Source organism: Streptococcus oralis, assembly GCF_004127215.1.
Lineage (GTDB): Bacteria > Bacillota > Bacilli > Lactobacillales > Streptococcaceae > Streptococcus > Streptococcus oralis_BD.
Genome location: NZ_QEWJ01000008.1, coordinates 20163 through 34961, shown reverse-complemented (window position 1 = coordinate 34961; position 14799 = coordinate 20163). Strand labels below are relative to the sequence as shown.

Sequence of the window (14799 nt, the reverse complement as noted above, 5' to 3'; positions counted from 1 at the left end):
CGTTTTTCTTAAATTATTAATCTAAATCTGGTTTATAGAAGGAACGATTGTCCATAGCGAAAATTTTATTGGTCATCTCTCCTTTGTCCACCAAAGCCAGAGCTGTTGACATCATCATCATGCTGGCATCTAGATTGTCAATCATGTGGATAATCTCTGCCTCCATAATGCGTGGACGGACTGGACTTCCATACTCAAGCAAGCCATGGTGACTGAGAATCACATGGCGTAGTAGCACCACTTCCTCTCTAGTATCATCAATACCAAGCTCCATCACTGTCTTAGTAATTTCACTATCAATTAGAGCGATATGTCCAAGAAGATTACCTCGCACTGTGTACTCGGTCTGGTCTGGTCCCGTCAACTCGATGACCTTAGCCAAGTCATGCAACATAATCCCCGCATAGAGTAGGCTCTTATTGAGCTGAGGATAGATTTCGCTAATGGCATCTGCCAAGCGCACCATGGTCGCTGTATGATAGGCCAAACCCGTTTCAAAGGCATGGTGGTTGGTCTTTGCAGCTGGATAGGAGTAGAATTCCTTATCATATTTGGAGTAGAGACTGCGAACGATACGTTGCCAGACAGGATTTTCAATTTTGAAAATCATTTGCGACATGTAGTCACGGATTTCCTTAACATCAACTGGCGACTTGACCTTGAAATCAGCTGGATCATTGGGTTCCCCAGGCTGAGGCAAACGAAGGGTGATTTGATTTACCTGTGGAGTGTTATTGTAAACTTCTCTGCGCCCCTGCATGTGGACTACTTTCCCTGCGGTAAAGGCCTCAACGTTATGAGGTTGGGCATCCCAGAGTTTTCCTTCAATCTCGCCACTATCATCTTGGAAGGTAAAGGCTAGGTAGTTTTTCCCAGCTCTTGTCTGTCTTAGGTCAGCTGATTTGATCAGGTAAAAACCTTCAAACAGCTCATCTTTTTTCATGTGACTAATCTTCATATTCTTCCTCATCTTCTTGGAAATGGAGTAAATCAAGCGCAGGCTCACCTTCTGATAACTCAATGTGACGGAGCGTCCGCTCAATAGCTGTGGTACGACGGTTTAATAATTCATCAATATTGCCAGAGGCATGTTGAAGATGTTTTTGTGCCTTAACCAGAATACCACCAAACTTGCCAAACTCGGTCTTGACGCTAGCAAGGGTCTTACTGATATGGTCGGCACTCTTTTGGATATTGAGGGTTTTGAAGCCAACTGATAAGGAATTAAGCAAGGCTGATAGGGTACTTGGACCTGCGACAATAATCTGCTCCTCCCGTCTCAAATCATCAAAGAAGATAGGGTTGCGGACAATCTCTGAATAAAGACCTTCTGTCGGAACAAACAAGACTCCAAAATTAGTTGTCCGAGGTGGCGCCAGATACTTGCTCTTGATATCCTTGGCGAAACGCTTGACACTTGCTAGGAGTGACTTACGGCAACGTTCGATTTCATCCTTATCACCTGCTTCATAGGCTTCTTCTAAGCGGTAATAATCTGCCAGTGGAAACTTAGAGTCAATCGGCAGATAGACAGTTTCCTGATCGCCTTGCCCAGGTAACTTGATGGCATACTCCACTCGTTCACTGGAGTTTTCAACCGTTGCGTATTCTCGTTCGTACTGGGCAGGCGTCATGATGTCCTCGATGATTTGCCCCAGTTGCAATTCACCCAGAATTCCTCGCGTCTTGGTTCCTGAGAGAGCCTTGTTGAGGGCTCCGACATCACGGGCAACTGTCTGCATTTCTCCCAAACCTCGGTTGACCGACTCCAGTTGCTTAGAAACTGTCTCGAAGGAAGCCTGCAAGCGTGTCTGCAAGGTCTTTTCTAACTTTTCCTCGACCGTCTGGCGCATTTGTTCCAAACGTTGCTCATTTGATTCCTGCAGGGCTTGAAGGCGTTGGTCGGTCTTATCCCTAGTTTGTAAAAGATTATCTGTCATTTCTTGACGGACTTGCGTCAGGCCTTGGTGCAACTCCATTCGCACTTCTTGCAAACGGTCACTAACAGACACTTCCAAGTCTTTTTGATCCAGCTGACTGGCTTGTCTGGCTTGTTCAAAGCGATAATCCAGTTGATCTGAAAGATTGTCTGCCTGATCCTCCAAGCTCTTGGCTAGGTACTTGTCTTGCTTATCCTGCCTTTGCCAAATCAGAAAGAGTCCAGCTAGGTTGGCAATTAATAATAGTAGTAATACAGTCTCCATCCTACCTCCTGTCCTTGCTATGGAGTATGACCACATAGCCATCTGGGCAAGTTACCGAAACTTCCCTATCTATATATTCGTTAGAAGCGTACACTTTTTTAAAGAAAAAATTTTCCTCTGTCAACTCATACTTGGCACCGAGAATGGTCAACTGGCTATCCCGAACCGGCATAAAGGCTAGATAGTCGTAGTCCGAACGTGGTTGAAGCTGGCTGGTCCCTTCTGGACAATAGGCAAGCAAGTTTTGTCCATCTTCAATTTCTATTTGGCGCATATAGGGCGCCAACTTGGGATTGCTAGGTAAAAAGACATTGGCCAGCATGTGGTCGATGCGACCACCAAGAGCACCAAAAATAGTCACCTGAGCCTGAGGATTTTGTTCAAAAATGGTCAAGAGAGCTAGTTCCAGATCCGTATCATCCTTTTCTGGCTGGGCTTGGACAAAATGTTGGGCACGTTTTTGAATCACCTGTCGCTCTTCCGCGGTCACAGAGTCAAAATCCCCAACTGCTAGAGCCAGAGGCAGGTTTTCTTCCAAGATCCAGAGCGAGCCTCGATCTACACCGACAAAGCAGTCAAAATCGGTCCGGTAGTGGCCGCGATCTCCGCCTGCAAAAACGGCAACCCTAGTCCAGTTGTTTTCTGAGAGTTTGCACTCGCTCATTGACATCTCCCTTAAAAACATAGGATCCTGCTACAAAAACGGTCGCTCCAGCTTCTTTGGCTTGAGCAATGGTCTGGTCATCAATACCGCCATCGACTTCAATTTCAAAATTCAAACCTTTTTCCTGACGAAGGGCAACCAACTCACGAACCTTGTCCATGGTTTCAGGCAGAAAAGCTTGACCACCAAAGCCAGGATTAACTGTCATGACCAAGACTTGGTCAACTAGGTGAAGGACGTGCTTAATGGCTTCAACAGGCGTACCAGGATTGATGACAACCGAAGGTTTGACACCAAGCGAACGAATTTTTTGGAGGGCTCCATGGATATGGGGTGTTGCTTCTACATGGATACTGATGATATCCGCTCCTGCACGCGCAAAATCTTCTAAGTGGTGTTCAGGATTAGAGACCATCAAGTGGCAGTCAAAGACCATCTTGCTATGGGGACGAAGAGCTTCGACCACACCTGCACCAAAACTGATTTGTGGTACAAAGTGCCCATCCATGATATCGATATGGGCATACTCTGCCCCAGTTGCTTCTAGGCGTTTAATTTCACGTTCAAAGTTGGCATAATCTGCTGCCAGAATTGACGGAGCAATCTTGTATTGAGACATAGGTTTCTCCTTATTTTGGAATTTTTTTACTGACTTTTTTATAGGTTTCTCTGCGATTTTCAATCTCACTGAGAAATTGCAGGTAGTTGTCAAAACGGAAGGCCACAACGGCTCCCTCTTCGACTGCTGGCTTGACGGCACAAGACGGCTCATGGGTATGGGTACAAGTGCGGAATTTACAGTCTCGACTGACACTGGCAATCTCTGGAAAGGCTTGATTGAGGTCTTCAGCCGTTGACACTTCATAATCCAGCGATGAAAATCCTGGTGTATCTGCGATTTTCCCACCATTGAGATTGTAAAAGCTAACAGCCCGAGTGGTATGGCGACCACGACCTAGACTGTCTGAGATTTCTCCTGTTTCAAGATTGAGATCTGGTACGATTTTATTGAGAAGGGTTGACTTTCCGACACCAGTCTGCCCCATAAAGACCGTAACCTTGTCTGTCAACAGAGGCAAGAGCTCTTCCTTACTAGTCACAAAGTCGTAACCAATAGCACCATAGGTTTGTTGGTAAAAACTTAATTCTTCCCTATCTTCTAACAAATCCATTTTAGAAATATAGACGATGGGATGGATACCCTTGTGCTCCAAAAGAACCAAGAAGCGATCCAACAAATTGCTATTAAAATCCGGCTCCTTGACCGACATGATAACCACCGCTTGGTCAATATTAACAATAGGCGGACGGACCAGACTATTTTTCCGTTCGTGAATCTTGAGGATATAACCTTCTGAATTTTCCTCGGCAGAAAAATCTACCCAGTCTCCGACGTAGGGTGTGTGACCTTTTTTACGGAAATTCCCACGCGCACGTGTCTGATAGACTTGGCCATCACTCTCTACATAGTAGAATCCTGCTAAGGCTTTAATGATTTGTCCCTGCATCTTAGAGTCCCTGTCCTTTAAGCGCATCTGCTAGGCTGGCAAACTCTTCTAAGCTGAGAGCTTCCCCACGCACAGATGGAGATAAGCCTGCCTGGTCCAAAGCCTTGGTCAATTTATCCTTAACTTCCTCAGTCTTGCCAAAGTAGCCTGTTAAGTTGTTCCACAAGGTCTTACGACGATGGGTGAAACTAGCCTTGGAAACCTTAAAGAAAAAATTCTCATCTTTTACTGCTACAGCAGGCTCTGGACGGCGCACCATTTTTAAAATGGCTGAGTCCACATTTGGGGCTGGCACAAAGACCGTACGAGGCACGATGAAGGCAACCTTGGCTGTCATGTAATATTGAACAGCAATCGACAAACTACCGTAAGCTTTGGTATTGGGCTGTGCTGAGATGCGATCCGCCACTTCTTTTTGCATCATGACGACAAACTCACTAAAAGGAATCCCACTCTCGATCAAGTGCATGAGAATAGGCGTTGTGATATAGTAGGGCAAGTTGGCAACTACCTTAATCGGCAATTCAGGATTTTTGAAATTCTGGATATGCTGCGCCAAATCGACCTTGAGAATGTCCTCGTTGACCACTGTTACATTGTCAAAATCACGCAAGGTATCTGCCAAAATCGGTACCAAACGGTGGTCAATCTCAAAGGCCATAACTTGAGCTGCACGCTCAGCCAAAAACTCGGTCAAGGCACCAATACCTGGCCCGATTTCGATAACATTGACCCGGTCATCAATTTCAGCTGTATCGACAATTTTTTGAAGGATATTGGTATCCGTCAGGAAATTCTGCCCGAAGGACTTTTTAAAAGTAAAACCGTGACGCTCCAGCACTGCCTTGGTCACGCTATAATCTGCAATTCTCATTTATTCTCTTTTCTATTTGTTAGCTAAAAACAATCTGTAAATCCAAATAATTACTAGCGCCAAGAGTATCCAAAATCTAAAAGGAATATGGTATTCGTCCTCTTTAGATTCGGCACCAGTCTCATCAAGCACTTTCTCATCTTCTTTGCGTGGTTCTTGCTTATTTTCTGGGGCTTGCGCTTGTGTATCTTCTGGGTCTTGTTCTTGCTTCTCTTTTTGCCCTTGTATTTTCTTCAATTCATCTTGGTAGGCAACCGAGTCTAGAATATTATCTTTTGGCAACAATTTTGAGGCATAATAATCAGGAAATCCCATAGCAGACCAAATTACGTTCTTTTCGGTTAAAGAAAAATCCAATTCTTGGGGTTGATTTTCCTGAATGGCTCGGATATTTTTTATAAGCTTACGCGAAGCTATAGTCAATCCATCCATATCAGCAACTTCTAAAATATCAAACCCTAGCATGTCACCTGCTTTGACATTTGCAAGAACATAGCGAACAAAATCATCATATAATTGCAAGGTCTGAGGAGCGTTCTGTTCTAAAAAGGAACGATTTTTGATGGCCTTTTTCTGGAATTTTTCAATAGGAAGTAAGATATTAAATTTCTTCCATAGAATATTAGGCATTCGCACATCTTTTTCATCCCAGAATAATTGCCAAAAATAAGGAATAGTGTAAACTCCCTCCGTTAAAATACGTACATCTTTCCCGTTTTTTAAATAAATATAGCTTCTATTTGCCATATCGTTTCCTTTCACCATTTTTATGAAGGTTTTACCTTACGTCAAAGTCACTCCAAACAGGACCAACTGTTTAGATCGCCACTTGTGACCAAAAAGTCAATGCATATATAGCTTGGCCTTAGTCACGCTATAATCCGCACTTCTTATCTATTCTCTTTTCTAATATAGTAAGCTTCTGGAGTACAATGATAGAGCAAAACAAATAAGGGGGTCCCATCAAATCCTTCTACCATCTCTTTTAGGAGTGCATTGGGATGAATGATTTCTCGTGTTTTGGTGAAATAAACTCCATGTTCCCCGTTTCTATTACGAAGTTCCCAGGCAACATTATTCCCTTGGACAGAAGGTAGGTAACGTTCCATTTCTAGAAAATCAAAAAAATCTTTCACCGTCATATCCTCAGGAACTTCAAGTTCTACCCTATGAGGCAAAACATCATCCCCCATACAGACAGAATCTCTATCAACGATTATTTTCATCCTTTGTTTAACCTTTAGCTCTTCCTTCTAGTTCCTCACTGAACTGTTGCATTTCTTTAAACGCTTTATCACTGACGTAAACACCCGCTTTATAATACTCAGTCTGGTTAATGGCATAATCAAAGACTTCGACCATACCTCCAGCGTTTTCAATCATAGCGTTCCAATTTTCATCAAAAACCATTCGAAAACGTTTCCAATCAGTGAACACTGAAACTGAATTCCGCCCATTTTTCCCTTCTCTAGTCGGAATATTAAATTTAGCAGATTCTTCTAAAATATGAGAATCACTTTCCTTACTAGTCTCAGGAAATCCTGATGTTGCATTTATAGGAAGTAGGAATTTAGCTTTTGGCAGTGCCATTGAAAAGAACTTATAATAGAGTTTATAAATTAATTCTTCCTCTTCTGTAGTCGGTCTATCCATCTGTCCCATCAAAAGCATCCATCTCATGATATCAGGATTCATAACAGGAACTTGTATCTCTGGCAAGTCTGAAAAATCTGGTTTTTGAACTAAAATAGAAGAACTTATACTAACTTCTTTGGTATTAAAGAATGCTCCTAAAGCACCATTCAAGTAAAAAGCTGTCCCAAGAAAATTCTCAATTCCTTTTTTATCTTCCGTATTTTCAATCAGTTTTATATCTGAGTTTAATTGTTTTTCTATTACTTCTTTATACTGATGATACCAACGAGGTGTAAATACCATAATCATTGGGTTAGTGCATAGATAGCCTTCGTCACCTCTATCATATGTAGTTGAGAAAAGATAAGATTCCCCAGTATTTTCTGAATAAACTGCATAAATCGAATCTGCTTCTAGCAACTTGTCCTTGACAATTTCTGCTAGACGCTCTGACTTACGAGTATTTTCTTGATTGCTCTCTTCACTTTTTGGTTTTTGACGGCAATCCTATAAAAAGGCCTGTAAAATTTCGATACTATCATCAAGACTAAGATCCTGATAGTCCTCATCGCTTACTTTACCTTCTTGGATCGTCACAAAAGCTCGATAGAGAGCGTAAGAATAGCTAGATAAACGCTTCTCTTCATCTACACCATGACTATAGAGCACACTTCCCTTTTTTAACTTAGCTAAAGAGGGAAGCATATCGATCTCTAGATAAACGAACTCCTCATCGCTCAGGGACTCCACATCCTTGTTTTGGCAAGTAAGTTTTTTTACAACTACAGTTTCAAGAACATCCATACCTTGATCAGGATTGCAAAACTGAAGACGATCACCAACTGTCAAACTTCCTTCCAAGGTCGCAGCAATCAGTAATTCCCTCTTTTCTTTCATCGGGAAGAAGCCTAAAACACCTAGACAAGCATCTCCTTTGGTTTCTTCTGTTGCCTTCTGTACTTCTGTCTTTTTAAAAAAATCAAAGATTCCCATTACTTTTCCTCATTAATTTTACCCAAGTGCTGATTTTATCAGGCATGTCATTGAGTATAGTTGAAGCGTATGCTACTACCTCTATTGTAACACATTCCCCTTATATTTTCGGGTTATCTGGTTATTGTTATCACTTTTCAGGACTCTCCAAACAGATTTAGATATCTGAATTTCCTTCCACTATTGAAGCAGTCCATGAAATTTATTTTTCTCATCCTTTATGGATTGTCTCTTGAAAAAGTCAGGTGCTCAAGCAAAGAATAGAGTTTTTCTTGCTCCTCTTCTTCGTAAGCAGATACATTTGCTTTTACTTCCTTGCATTTCTCGTCATACAAAAATCCTTCATAGAGTTCTTCTGTAGATAAGGCTGTATAGACTTTCGCCATTTCTTCAGGACTAATCGAAAATCTTGACTTAATTTTATACAGATTTTTCATAAAAGCGCTGAGGTGATTGTAACGGCTCATATCTACTTTGACATTGGTCACACGAATTGCCTGAATCTTGATGCCTTTCCAATGTTCTCGCATATAAAGTGACAGTATCAACAAGGCCAGTTTATTCTGATAATAGGTCTTGGCAGAACTATAATGTTTTTGACCAGCTAAATTTTCAAAATCAAGCTTCATGAAAGGATAAAGCATCAGCCCTTGGGAAGAAATATTAATAATCCGACCACTCTCAGATCTTTCCAACAAACCTTTCAACAAGATAGACAGCAAGAAAGGGGCGGCAACATTGGTCGCAAATTGCTTTTCCAAACCATCCTTAGTCAGGATGGGCTTTTTGACTGACAAATCAAAGTCAGCTGCATTGTTAATTAGAACGTCTAGAACGTCTTCTTTTTGAATATACTGTTCCACTGCTTTCCTGACACTCTTCATATCAGATAGATCAACCAAGATATAATCTACATGTCGATTTCCTGTCTGTTGACGAATTTCCTCACAAGCTTGCTCGGCAGCTTCTTCCCGTCTACAAAAGAGAGTCACCGACCATCCCTTTTCAGCTAATTGTTTTGCAGCCTGGTAGCCAATACCACTATTGCCACCCGTAATAATCACTCTTTTCATTTCTGACTCCCTTAGACTGAATACTTAGCCATCACTTCTTCCACTTCTGCCAAGGTCACACCAAACAACTCTAAACGCTTGAGGAGTTGCTTGCCATTGGAATAGCCGATGCGGAGCTGTTCGCCCAGATATTCTCGGCGCTTACGACTGTCTGCTCCCGCTAGGAAACCAAGTCGAATCAAGTCACTACGATTAATGTCAAACTCATTCTCGTTTTCAAATTGCTCTGTCACCTGAGCCAGCGCTGTTTTCAGGTCCTCATAGCTGGCGTGTTCGATCCCCAGAGAACGCCCCTTGGTCTTGGACTTGGGAGCCGCTTCATACCGTTTGAGAAAGGCATGTTGCACTGTCGGAATGGCTGTCATAATCATGCGACGAATCCGCTCACCGTTAAAGTCAGGATCTGTAAAGACAATGACTCCATGCAAGTCATGCAGGCGACGAATGCGCTCTATATCCTGGTCATTGATAGCCGATCCTCGTGTCTCATAGGTCTCTACGTCAAAGTAATGTTTGAGATTGGCCGTATCATCCCGTCCTTCGACTACGATGACTTGGGAAATTTTTTCTTTCATGATCGCTTTTCCAATCCAAAAATACGCTCTGCATTAGCACTTGTCACAGCAGCTAATTCTTCTGTCGTCATCCCACGCAAGTCGGCGATAAAGTCCACCACATAGCGGGTGTAGGCTGTCTTGTTTTCACGACCACGCTTGGGAACAGGTGCCAAGTAAGGGGCATCTGTCTCAACGAGTATTTTATCCAAAGGAAGTTCTCTAGCAACTTCTTGAATATCCGTCGCTTTCTTAAAGGTCACCACTCCTGAGAAAGAAATGGTCATGCCAAGCTCAACAAACTTCTCAGCCCACTCGAGAGAGCCTGAAAATGAATGCATAATCCCACCACGAGGACCAACACCCTCACTCTTGATAATCTCATAGGTATCTTCTAAAGCGTCTCGCGTGTGGACGACAAAGGGCAAATCCAAGTCCTTAGACAGCTGAAGCTGACGACGAAAAACCTGCTCCTGCACTTCCTTAGGTGCTGTCATCCAATGGTAGTCCAGACCAATCTCACCCAGAGCAACAACTTTGGGATGTTTTAACTTTTCAAGCAAGTAAGCTTCGACCTCGTCACTGTAAGTTCCTGCTTCAGTCGGATGCCAGCCAATCGTTGCGTAGAGTTGCTCATACTCATCTGCCAACTCTAGGGCCCGCTCAATTGTCGGTTTATCAAAACCAACAATATTCATCTGCGTCACACCCATCTCAGCAGCCAAGGAGATTTCTTCTGCCTCACGTCCTGCAAATTCCTCTACATTTAAATGTGTGTGTGTATCAAAAATCATCTCTTCTAACCTCATTTTCTTCCATCTATTATACCAAAAATAGCATCCCTCGGCTTGTAAAAATATTCTACTACCAATCGTTCTCCCTTGACTGCCTTTTTTCAAAGCAGTATAATAACACTTATTGAAATTTTCAGCAAAGGAAAAGAAAATGTTTAGAAAATTAAAATATACCTTTATCGGTCGGCCACTCAAGTCTCTCACAGACGGCGAAGGGGGATTATTAGGGAAAATGCAGGCACTTGCAATGTTATCCAGTGATGCCCTGTCTTCTATTGCCTATGGACCTGAACAAGTCATTCTCGTTTTAGTTAGCCTCTCTCCTCTCGCTATTTGGTGGAGCCTCCCTATCGGTATTTTTGTCCTTTTACTCCTCGCTAGTTTGACCATTTCCTATCGCCAAATCATACACGCCTATCCTCAAGGCGGAGGAGCTTATATGGTCACTCGGGAAAATCTCTCCCCCGAACTAGGCTTGATTGCAGGAGGCAGCCTCCTTGTTGACTATATGCTGACAGTAGCCGTATCCGTTGCGTCTGGAGCTGATGCGATTACTGCAGCCATCCCTGCCCTCCATCCTTATAATCTTCATATCTCTATTTTCCTAGTCTGCCTGCTCATGCTCTTGAATTTAAGAGGATTGAAAGAATCTGCCAGCTCTCTGATGATTCCCGTCTACCTCTTTATCTTCAGTACCGTCTTTCTCTTGCTTTATGGGTTCTTTCAACTATTTACAGGTTCCCTAAACTATCAGGCGACTTCAACCATTGGACAAACTGTTCCGAGCCTTTCCATCGTTCTCCTACTAAGAGCCTTTACCAGTGGCTCTGCCTCTCTGACAGGGGTTGAAGCTATTTCAAATGCGGTACCATTTTTTAAAACTCCGAAAGAAAAGAATGCTGCTCAGACTTTGACCATCATGTCGCTGATTTTAGGATTTCTTTTTGCAGGCATTACCTTCCTAAACTACTGGATGGGTATCACGCCTCAACACGGAGAAACCATCCTCTCGCAAATGGCCAAGGGCATTCTTGGTGATTCATTCTTTGGTCATGCTAGCTACTATCTCTTCCAGTTCTCGACAGCCTTGATTCTAGCCGTAGCTGCAAATACTGGCTTTTCAGCCTTCCCTATGCTGGCCTACAATATGGCAAAAAATAAGTACATGCCTCATCTCTTTATGGAAAAAGGGGATCGCCTTGGCTACTCCAACGGTATCTTAACTCTGGCTTTTGGAGCTATGATCCTTCTTCTCATTTTTAATGGGAATACTGAACGCTTGATCCCTCTTTATACTATCGGGGTCTTCGTTCCCTTTGCCCTATCTCAGACTGGAATGATTCGTCATTGGAAAAAGGAAAAAGGAGCAAACTTCTTAAAACCTGCCTTTGCTAATATTCTTGGGGCCATCATTTGTTATGCCATTGTCCTCATTTTACTCCTCTTCAGACTAGGTGATATCTGGCCATTCTTCCCAATTATCCTAGTTTTGACCTTCCTATTTTTGTCCATCCACAGTCATTATCAAAAAGTGGCAAAACAACTACGACTCTACGAAGGAATCCAAAAACGCACTTATGACGGCAACCTTGTCCTTGTCCTAGTAGGGAATGTCACTCGGGTAAGCGTAGGAGCCATTAACTACGCTCAAAGTATCGGTGACGAAGTGTTGGCCATGCACATTTCTACTAAAGAAACGGCTGAAAAAGACCAAGAAATTCTTCAGGAATTTGCCGATTACTTCCCAAATATCACTCTGAAAAATATCACCACCAGCTACCGAAACATCATCACCCCTAGCGTCAAGTATGTCAAACGAGTCGCCCAAGAAGCCAAGCAAAAAAACTATACCGTTACAGTCCTCGTCCCACAGTTTATCCCAAACAAGCCTTGGCAAAATATCCTGCACAATCAAATGAGCCTCAAACTGAAATACGCTCTCAGATGGCACGAAGATGTCGTTGTCGCTAGCTACTCTTATCACTTAAAAGAATAAACAAAAACTCAAAATCAATAACTTATATCTGGTTTTGAGTTTTTCTATATGTGATCTTTTAAATAAGCCCTCTATGAATTTCAGTTGAAATGGACGATTTCATGGACAATTCACTATGTAAGATAAAAAGAAAAGTCAGTAGACTCGAGTTCCTACTGACTTCTTTGTTGAATTCGTTTGGATTATGCAGCCAAAACTTTGCGTCCTTTACGACGACGAGCTGCCAATACGCGACGACCGTTTTTAGTTGACATACGGTTACGGAATCCGTGTTTGCGCGCACGACGAAGTTTACTTGGTTGATAAGTACGTTTCACGATGAATACCTCCTCATAGATTTTGTATTCGTTTAGCCGGCTATAAAGTGATCAGTTACTAAACATACTTTACTATTCTATCTGATTCTGCCACTTTTGTCAATAGCTCCAAGCAAATGTTTTCTAGCTTTTCCTATGAAAGCCCTATCTACGATACTGACTCAAGAAACGTGTCATCTTTTCTTGGATTTGCGCCAATTCGTCCACACGAGGAAGGTAAACGATACGGAAATGGTCTGGTTCCTTCCAGTTAAAACCGCGACCATGAACCAAGAGAACCTTTTCTTGTTTCAAGAAATTGAGGACAAACTGCTCATCATCATCGATGCGGTACATATTACGGTCAATTTTAGGGAAGATATAAAGACCCGCCTTCGGCTTGACCGCAGACAAACCTGGGATATCTTGGATAGCGTTGTAAATGAAGTTTCTTTGCTCGTAGATCCGTCCACCAGGAAGGAGCAATTCATCCACTGACTGGTGCCCACCTAGTGAAGTTTGTACGACTTGCTGGGCCAAAACGTTAGAACAAAGACGCATATTGGATAGCATATTGAGCCCTTCGATATAGCCCTTGACATGGTGCTTAGGACCAGACAAGACCATCCATCCTACACGGAAACCAGCGATACGGTGAGATTTTGACAAACCATTCATGCTGACACAGAAAACATCAGGTGCCAAGCTCGCCACAGGCGTATGCACATGCCCATCCATCACCATGCGATCATAAATTTCATCCGCAAAGATGATCAAATCGTTTTGACGAGCAATCTCAATAATCTCCAACAAGAGTTCCTTAGGATAAAGGGCTCCAGTTGGGTTGTTCGGATTGATAAGAACGATTGCCTTGGTATTGGAAGTAATTTTTGACTTAATATCGTCAATATCTGGGTACCATTCTGCAGCTTCATCACAGATATAGTGAACGGCATTTCCCCCAGCTAGGCTGACCGCGGCTGTCCAGAGAGGATAGTCTGGCATAGGCACCAAGACCTCATCGCCATTATCCAAAAGCCCTTGCATGGACATAACAATCAGCTCACTGACACCATTTCCAAGGTAGATATCATCAATGTCCACATTAGGGAATTTCTTCAGTTGGCAATACTGCATGATGGCCTTACGGGCTGAAAAAATCCCTTTGGAATCAGAATATCCCTCACTATCACGCGCATTCATAATCAAGTCATGAATGACCTCGTCTGGCGCTGTAAAGCCAAATTCTGCTGGATTTCCTGTATTCAGACGTAAAATCTTTTCTCCGTTTGCTCGCATCCGCATAGCTTCTTCCAAAACAGGGCCACGGATATCATATGCAACATGCTCTAACTTACTAGACTTGTTATATTCTTTCATCTTGTTTCCTCAATTCATAGAGATAGTAACATTATACCACTAGAAAGGGATTGCGACAAGTTTCCTGAAAGAGAGGGGTGCAGAAAATAGTAAAACCTTACTAAAAATCATACCAATGAAATACAACAAGATTTAACAAAGTCTCATTTGTCCTAAAAGAGATTATCCTGGGATAGATGTAAATACATTTTTTACATTTCATAGACTCTATTTCCATAAAATTACTCCATAAATATCCAAGTTTAGTAAAGTCGAACCTTTTAATGCGTTTATATTTTTTTACTTTACTTTTTTAGTGAAAAGGGTTACAATAACAGTAAGAAAATTTCAGGAGGTTTCATTATGGCACAACGTTACCAAAATGTTATGGTCGCAATTGATGGTTCTAAAGAAGCGGACTTGGCTTTCGTCAAGGGTGTTTATACTGCTCTACGCAACGAATCCAAGCTCACCATTGCTCATGTTATTGACACACGCGCTCTTCAAAGCGTGTCTACCTTTGATGCTGAAGTTTACGAAGAACTCCAAGTCGACGCTGAAAGTCTGATGAAGGAATACGAAAAGCGCGCAAGAGATGCTGGTGTGACTGATATTCACATCGTCATCGAAATGGGAAATCCAAAAACCCTCCTTGCCCGCACTATTCCCGACGCTGAAGGGGTTGACCTGATTCTCGTTGGCGCAACAGGACTCAATGCCTTTGAACGCCTCTTGGTTGGCTCTTCATCTGAATACATTCTCCGCCATGCGAAAGTCGACTTGCTGGTCGTGAGAGAAAGAGAAAAAACGTTGTAATTATAAAAAAAGGAGCTCCGTGCTCCTTTTTTT

The 14799-nt window shown here is 42.5% G+C and carries 15 protein-coding genes and 1 pseudogene; 2 read left to right on the top strand and 14 right to left on the bottom strand.

The features are described from left to right. Positions 1 to 16 precede the first annotated feature (16 nt). From DF216_RS07020 to DF216_RS06965, 12 genes and pseudogenes are all read right to left on the bottom strand, one after another. Positions 17 to 958 (bottom strand): 3'-5' exoribonuclease YhaM family protein, encoded by a 942-nt coding sequence (locus tag DF216_RS07020; RefSeq protein ID WP_129326385.1) that lies wholly within the window; start codon positions 956 to 958, stop codon positions 17 to 19. Then, the gene (gene rmuC / locus DF216_RS07015; RefSeq protein WP_164979017.1) at positions 948 to 2204 is read right to left on the bottom strand and encodes a DNA recombination protein RmuC; all 1257 of its coding nucleotides are present in this window, start codon (positions 2202 to 2204) and stop codon (positions 948 to 950) included. The genes DF216_RS07020 and rmuC overlap by 11 nt, the downstream gene beginning before the upstream one ends. A gap of 1 nt (position 2205) precedes the next feature. Further along, positions 2206 to 2868 (bottom strand): thiamine diphosphokinase, encoded by a 663-nt coding sequence (locus DF216_RS07010; RefSeq protein ID WP_129326383.1) that lies wholly within the window; start codon positions 2866 to 2868, stop codon positions 2206 to 2208. Then, positions 2831 to 3487: a ribulose-phosphate 3-epimerase gene (rpe, locus tag DF216_RS07005; RefSeq protein WP_129326382.1), complete on the bottom strand. Its 657-nt coding sequence runs from the start codon at positions 3485 to 3487 to the stop codon at positions 2831 to 2833. The genes DF216_RS07010 and rpe overlap by 38 nt, the downstream gene beginning before the upstream one ends. A 10-nt stretch (positions 3488 to 3497) precedes the next feature. Then, positions 3498 to 4376, bottom strand: coding sequence for a ribosome small subunit-dependent GTPase A (gene rsgA / locus DF216_RS07000; RefSeq protein WP_129326381.1), 879 nt, complete (start codon positions 4374 to 4376; stop codon positions 3498 to 3500). A gap of 1 nt (position 4377) precedes the next feature. Next, on the bottom strand, positions 4378 to 5250 hold the full coding sequence (rsmA, locus tag DF216_RS06995) for a 16S rRNA (adenine(1518)-N(6)/adenine(1519)-N(6))-dimethyltransferase RsmA (protein ID WP_129326380.1): 873 nt from the start codon (positions 5248 to 5250) through the stop codon (positions 4378 to 4380). A 12-nt stretch (positions 5251 to 5262) separates the two neighbouring features. Continuing rightward, a complete protein-coding gene (locus DF216_RS06990) occupies positions 5263 to 5997 on the bottom strand; it encodes a dimethyladenosine transferase (RefSeq protein ID WP_129326379.1) in 735 nt (244 codons plus the stop codon). 143 nt (positions 5998 to 6140) lie between these two features. Then, positions 6141 to 6476, bottom strand: a complete 336-nt coding sequence (locus tag DF216_RS06985) for a hypothetical protein (protein ID WP_129326378.1) — start codon at positions 6474 to 6476, stop codon at positions 6141 to 6143. A gap of 7 nt (positions 6477 to 6483) precedes the next feature. Next, a pseudogene (locus DF216_RS06980) lies at positions 6484 to 7878 on the bottom strand (SseB family protein). Positions 7879 to 8096: 218 nt separating this feature from the next. Next, positions 8097 to 8951, bottom strand: a complete 855-nt coding sequence (locus DF216_RS06975; RefSeq protein ID WP_084975999.1) for an SDR family NAD(P)-dependent oxidoreductase — start codon at positions 8949 to 8951, stop codon at positions 8097 to 8099. 11 nt (positions 8952 to 8962) lie between these two features. Then, positions 8963 to 9526 (bottom strand): ribonuclease M5, encoded by a 564-nt coding sequence (gene rnmV / locus DF216_RS06970; RefSeq protein WP_084971049.1) that lies wholly within the window; start codon positions 9524 to 9526, stop codon positions 8963 to 8965. Then, positions 9523 to 10299, bottom strand: a complete 777-nt coding sequence (locus DF216_RS06965; RefSeq protein WP_129326377.1) for a TatD family hydrolase — start codon at positions 10297 to 10299, stop codon at positions 9523 to 9525. Before DF216_RS06965 ends, rnmV begins: the two co-directional genes overlap by 4 nt. A gap of 151 nt (positions 10300 to 10450) precedes the next feature. On the opposite strand from DF216_RS06965, the gene DF216_RS06960 reads away from it, so the two are divergent. Then, a complete protein-coding gene (locus DF216_RS06960; protein ID WP_129326376.1) occupies positions 10451 to 12295 on the top strand; it encodes an APC family permease in 1845 nt (614 codons plus the stop codon). 182 nt (positions 12296 to 12477) lie between these two features. On the opposite strand, the gene rpmH is transcribed toward DF216_RS06960, so the two are convergent. Both rpmH and DF216_RS06950 read right to left on the bottom strand, forming a co-directional pair. Then, a complete protein-coding gene (rpmH, locus tag DF216_RS06955) occupies positions 12478 to 12612 on the bottom strand; it encodes a 50S ribosomal protein L34 (RefSeq protein ID WP_000831905.1) in 135 nt (44 codons plus the stop codon). Positions 12613 to 12756: 144 nt separating this feature from the next. Beyond that, on the bottom strand, positions 12757 to 13971 hold the full coding sequence (locus DF216_RS06950; protein WP_125827913.1) for a pyridoxal phosphate-dependent aminotransferase: 1215 nt from the start codon (positions 13969 to 13971) through the stop codon (positions 12757 to 12759). A 342-nt stretch (positions 13972 to 14313) separates the two neighbouring features. On the opposite strand from DF216_RS06950, the gene DF216_RS06945 reads away from it, so the two are divergent. Next, the gene (locus DF216_RS06945) at positions 14314 to 14766 is read left to right on the top strand and encodes a universal stress protein (RefSeq protein WP_061454433.1); all 453 of its coding nucleotides are present in this window, start codon (positions 14314 to 14316) and stop codon (positions 14764 to 14766) included. Positions 14767 to 14799 lie beyond the last annotated feature (33 nt).

Coding starts and splice junctions, on each gene's coding strand:
- DF216_RS07020 (WP_129326385.1), bottom strand. CDS start 958: ATGAAGATTAGTCACATGAAAAAAGATGAGCTGTTTGAAGGTTTTTAC.
- rmuC (WP_164979017.1), bottom strand. CDS start 2,204: ATGGAGACTGTATTACTACTATTATTAATTGCCAACCTAGCTGGACTC.
- DF216_RS07010 (WP_129326383.1), bottom strand. CDS start 2,868: ATGAGCGAGTGCAAACTCTCAGAAAACAACTGGACTAGGGTTGCCGTT.
- rpe (WP_129326382.1), bottom strand. CDS start 3,487: ATGTCTCAATACAAGATTGCTCCGTCAATTCTGGCAGCAGATTATGCC.
- rsgA (WP_129326381.1), bottom strand. CDS start 4,376: ATGCAGGGACAAATCATTAAAGCCTTAGCAGGATTCTACTATGTAGAG.
- rsmA (WP_129326380.1), bottom strand. CDS start 5,250: ATGAGAATTGCAGATTATAGCGTGACCAAGGCAGTGCTGGAGCGTCAC.
- DF216_RS06990 (WP_129326379.1), bottom strand. CDS start 5,997: ATGGCAAATAGAAGCTATATTTATTTAAAAAACGGGAAAGATGTACGT.
- DF216_RS06985 (WP_129326378.1), bottom strand. CDS start 6,476: ATGAAAATAATCGTTGATAGAGATTCTGTCTGTATGGGGGATGATGTT.
- DF216_RS06975 (WP_084975999.1), bottom strand. CDS start 8,951: ATGAAAAGAGTGATTATTACGGGTGGCAATAGTGGTATTGGCTACCAG.
- rnmV (WP_084971049.1), bottom strand. CDS start 9,526: ATGAAAGAAAAAATTTCCCAAGTCATCGTAGTCGAAGGACGGGATGAT.
- DF216_RS06965 (WP_129326377.1), bottom strand. CDS start 10,299: ATGATTTTTGATACACACACACATTTAAATGTAGAGGAATTTGCAGGA.
- DF216_RS06960 (WP_129326376.1), top strand. CDS start 10,451: ATGTTTAGAAAATTAAAATATACCTTTATCGGTCGGCCACTCAAGTCT.
- DF216_RS06950 (WP_125827913.1), bottom strand. CDS start 13,971: ATGAAAGAATATAACAAGTCTAGTAAGTTAGAGCATGTTGCATATGAT.
- DF216_RS06945 (WP_061454433.1), top strand. CDS start 14,314: ATGGCACAACGTTACCAAAATGTTATGGTCGCAATTGATGGTTCTAAA.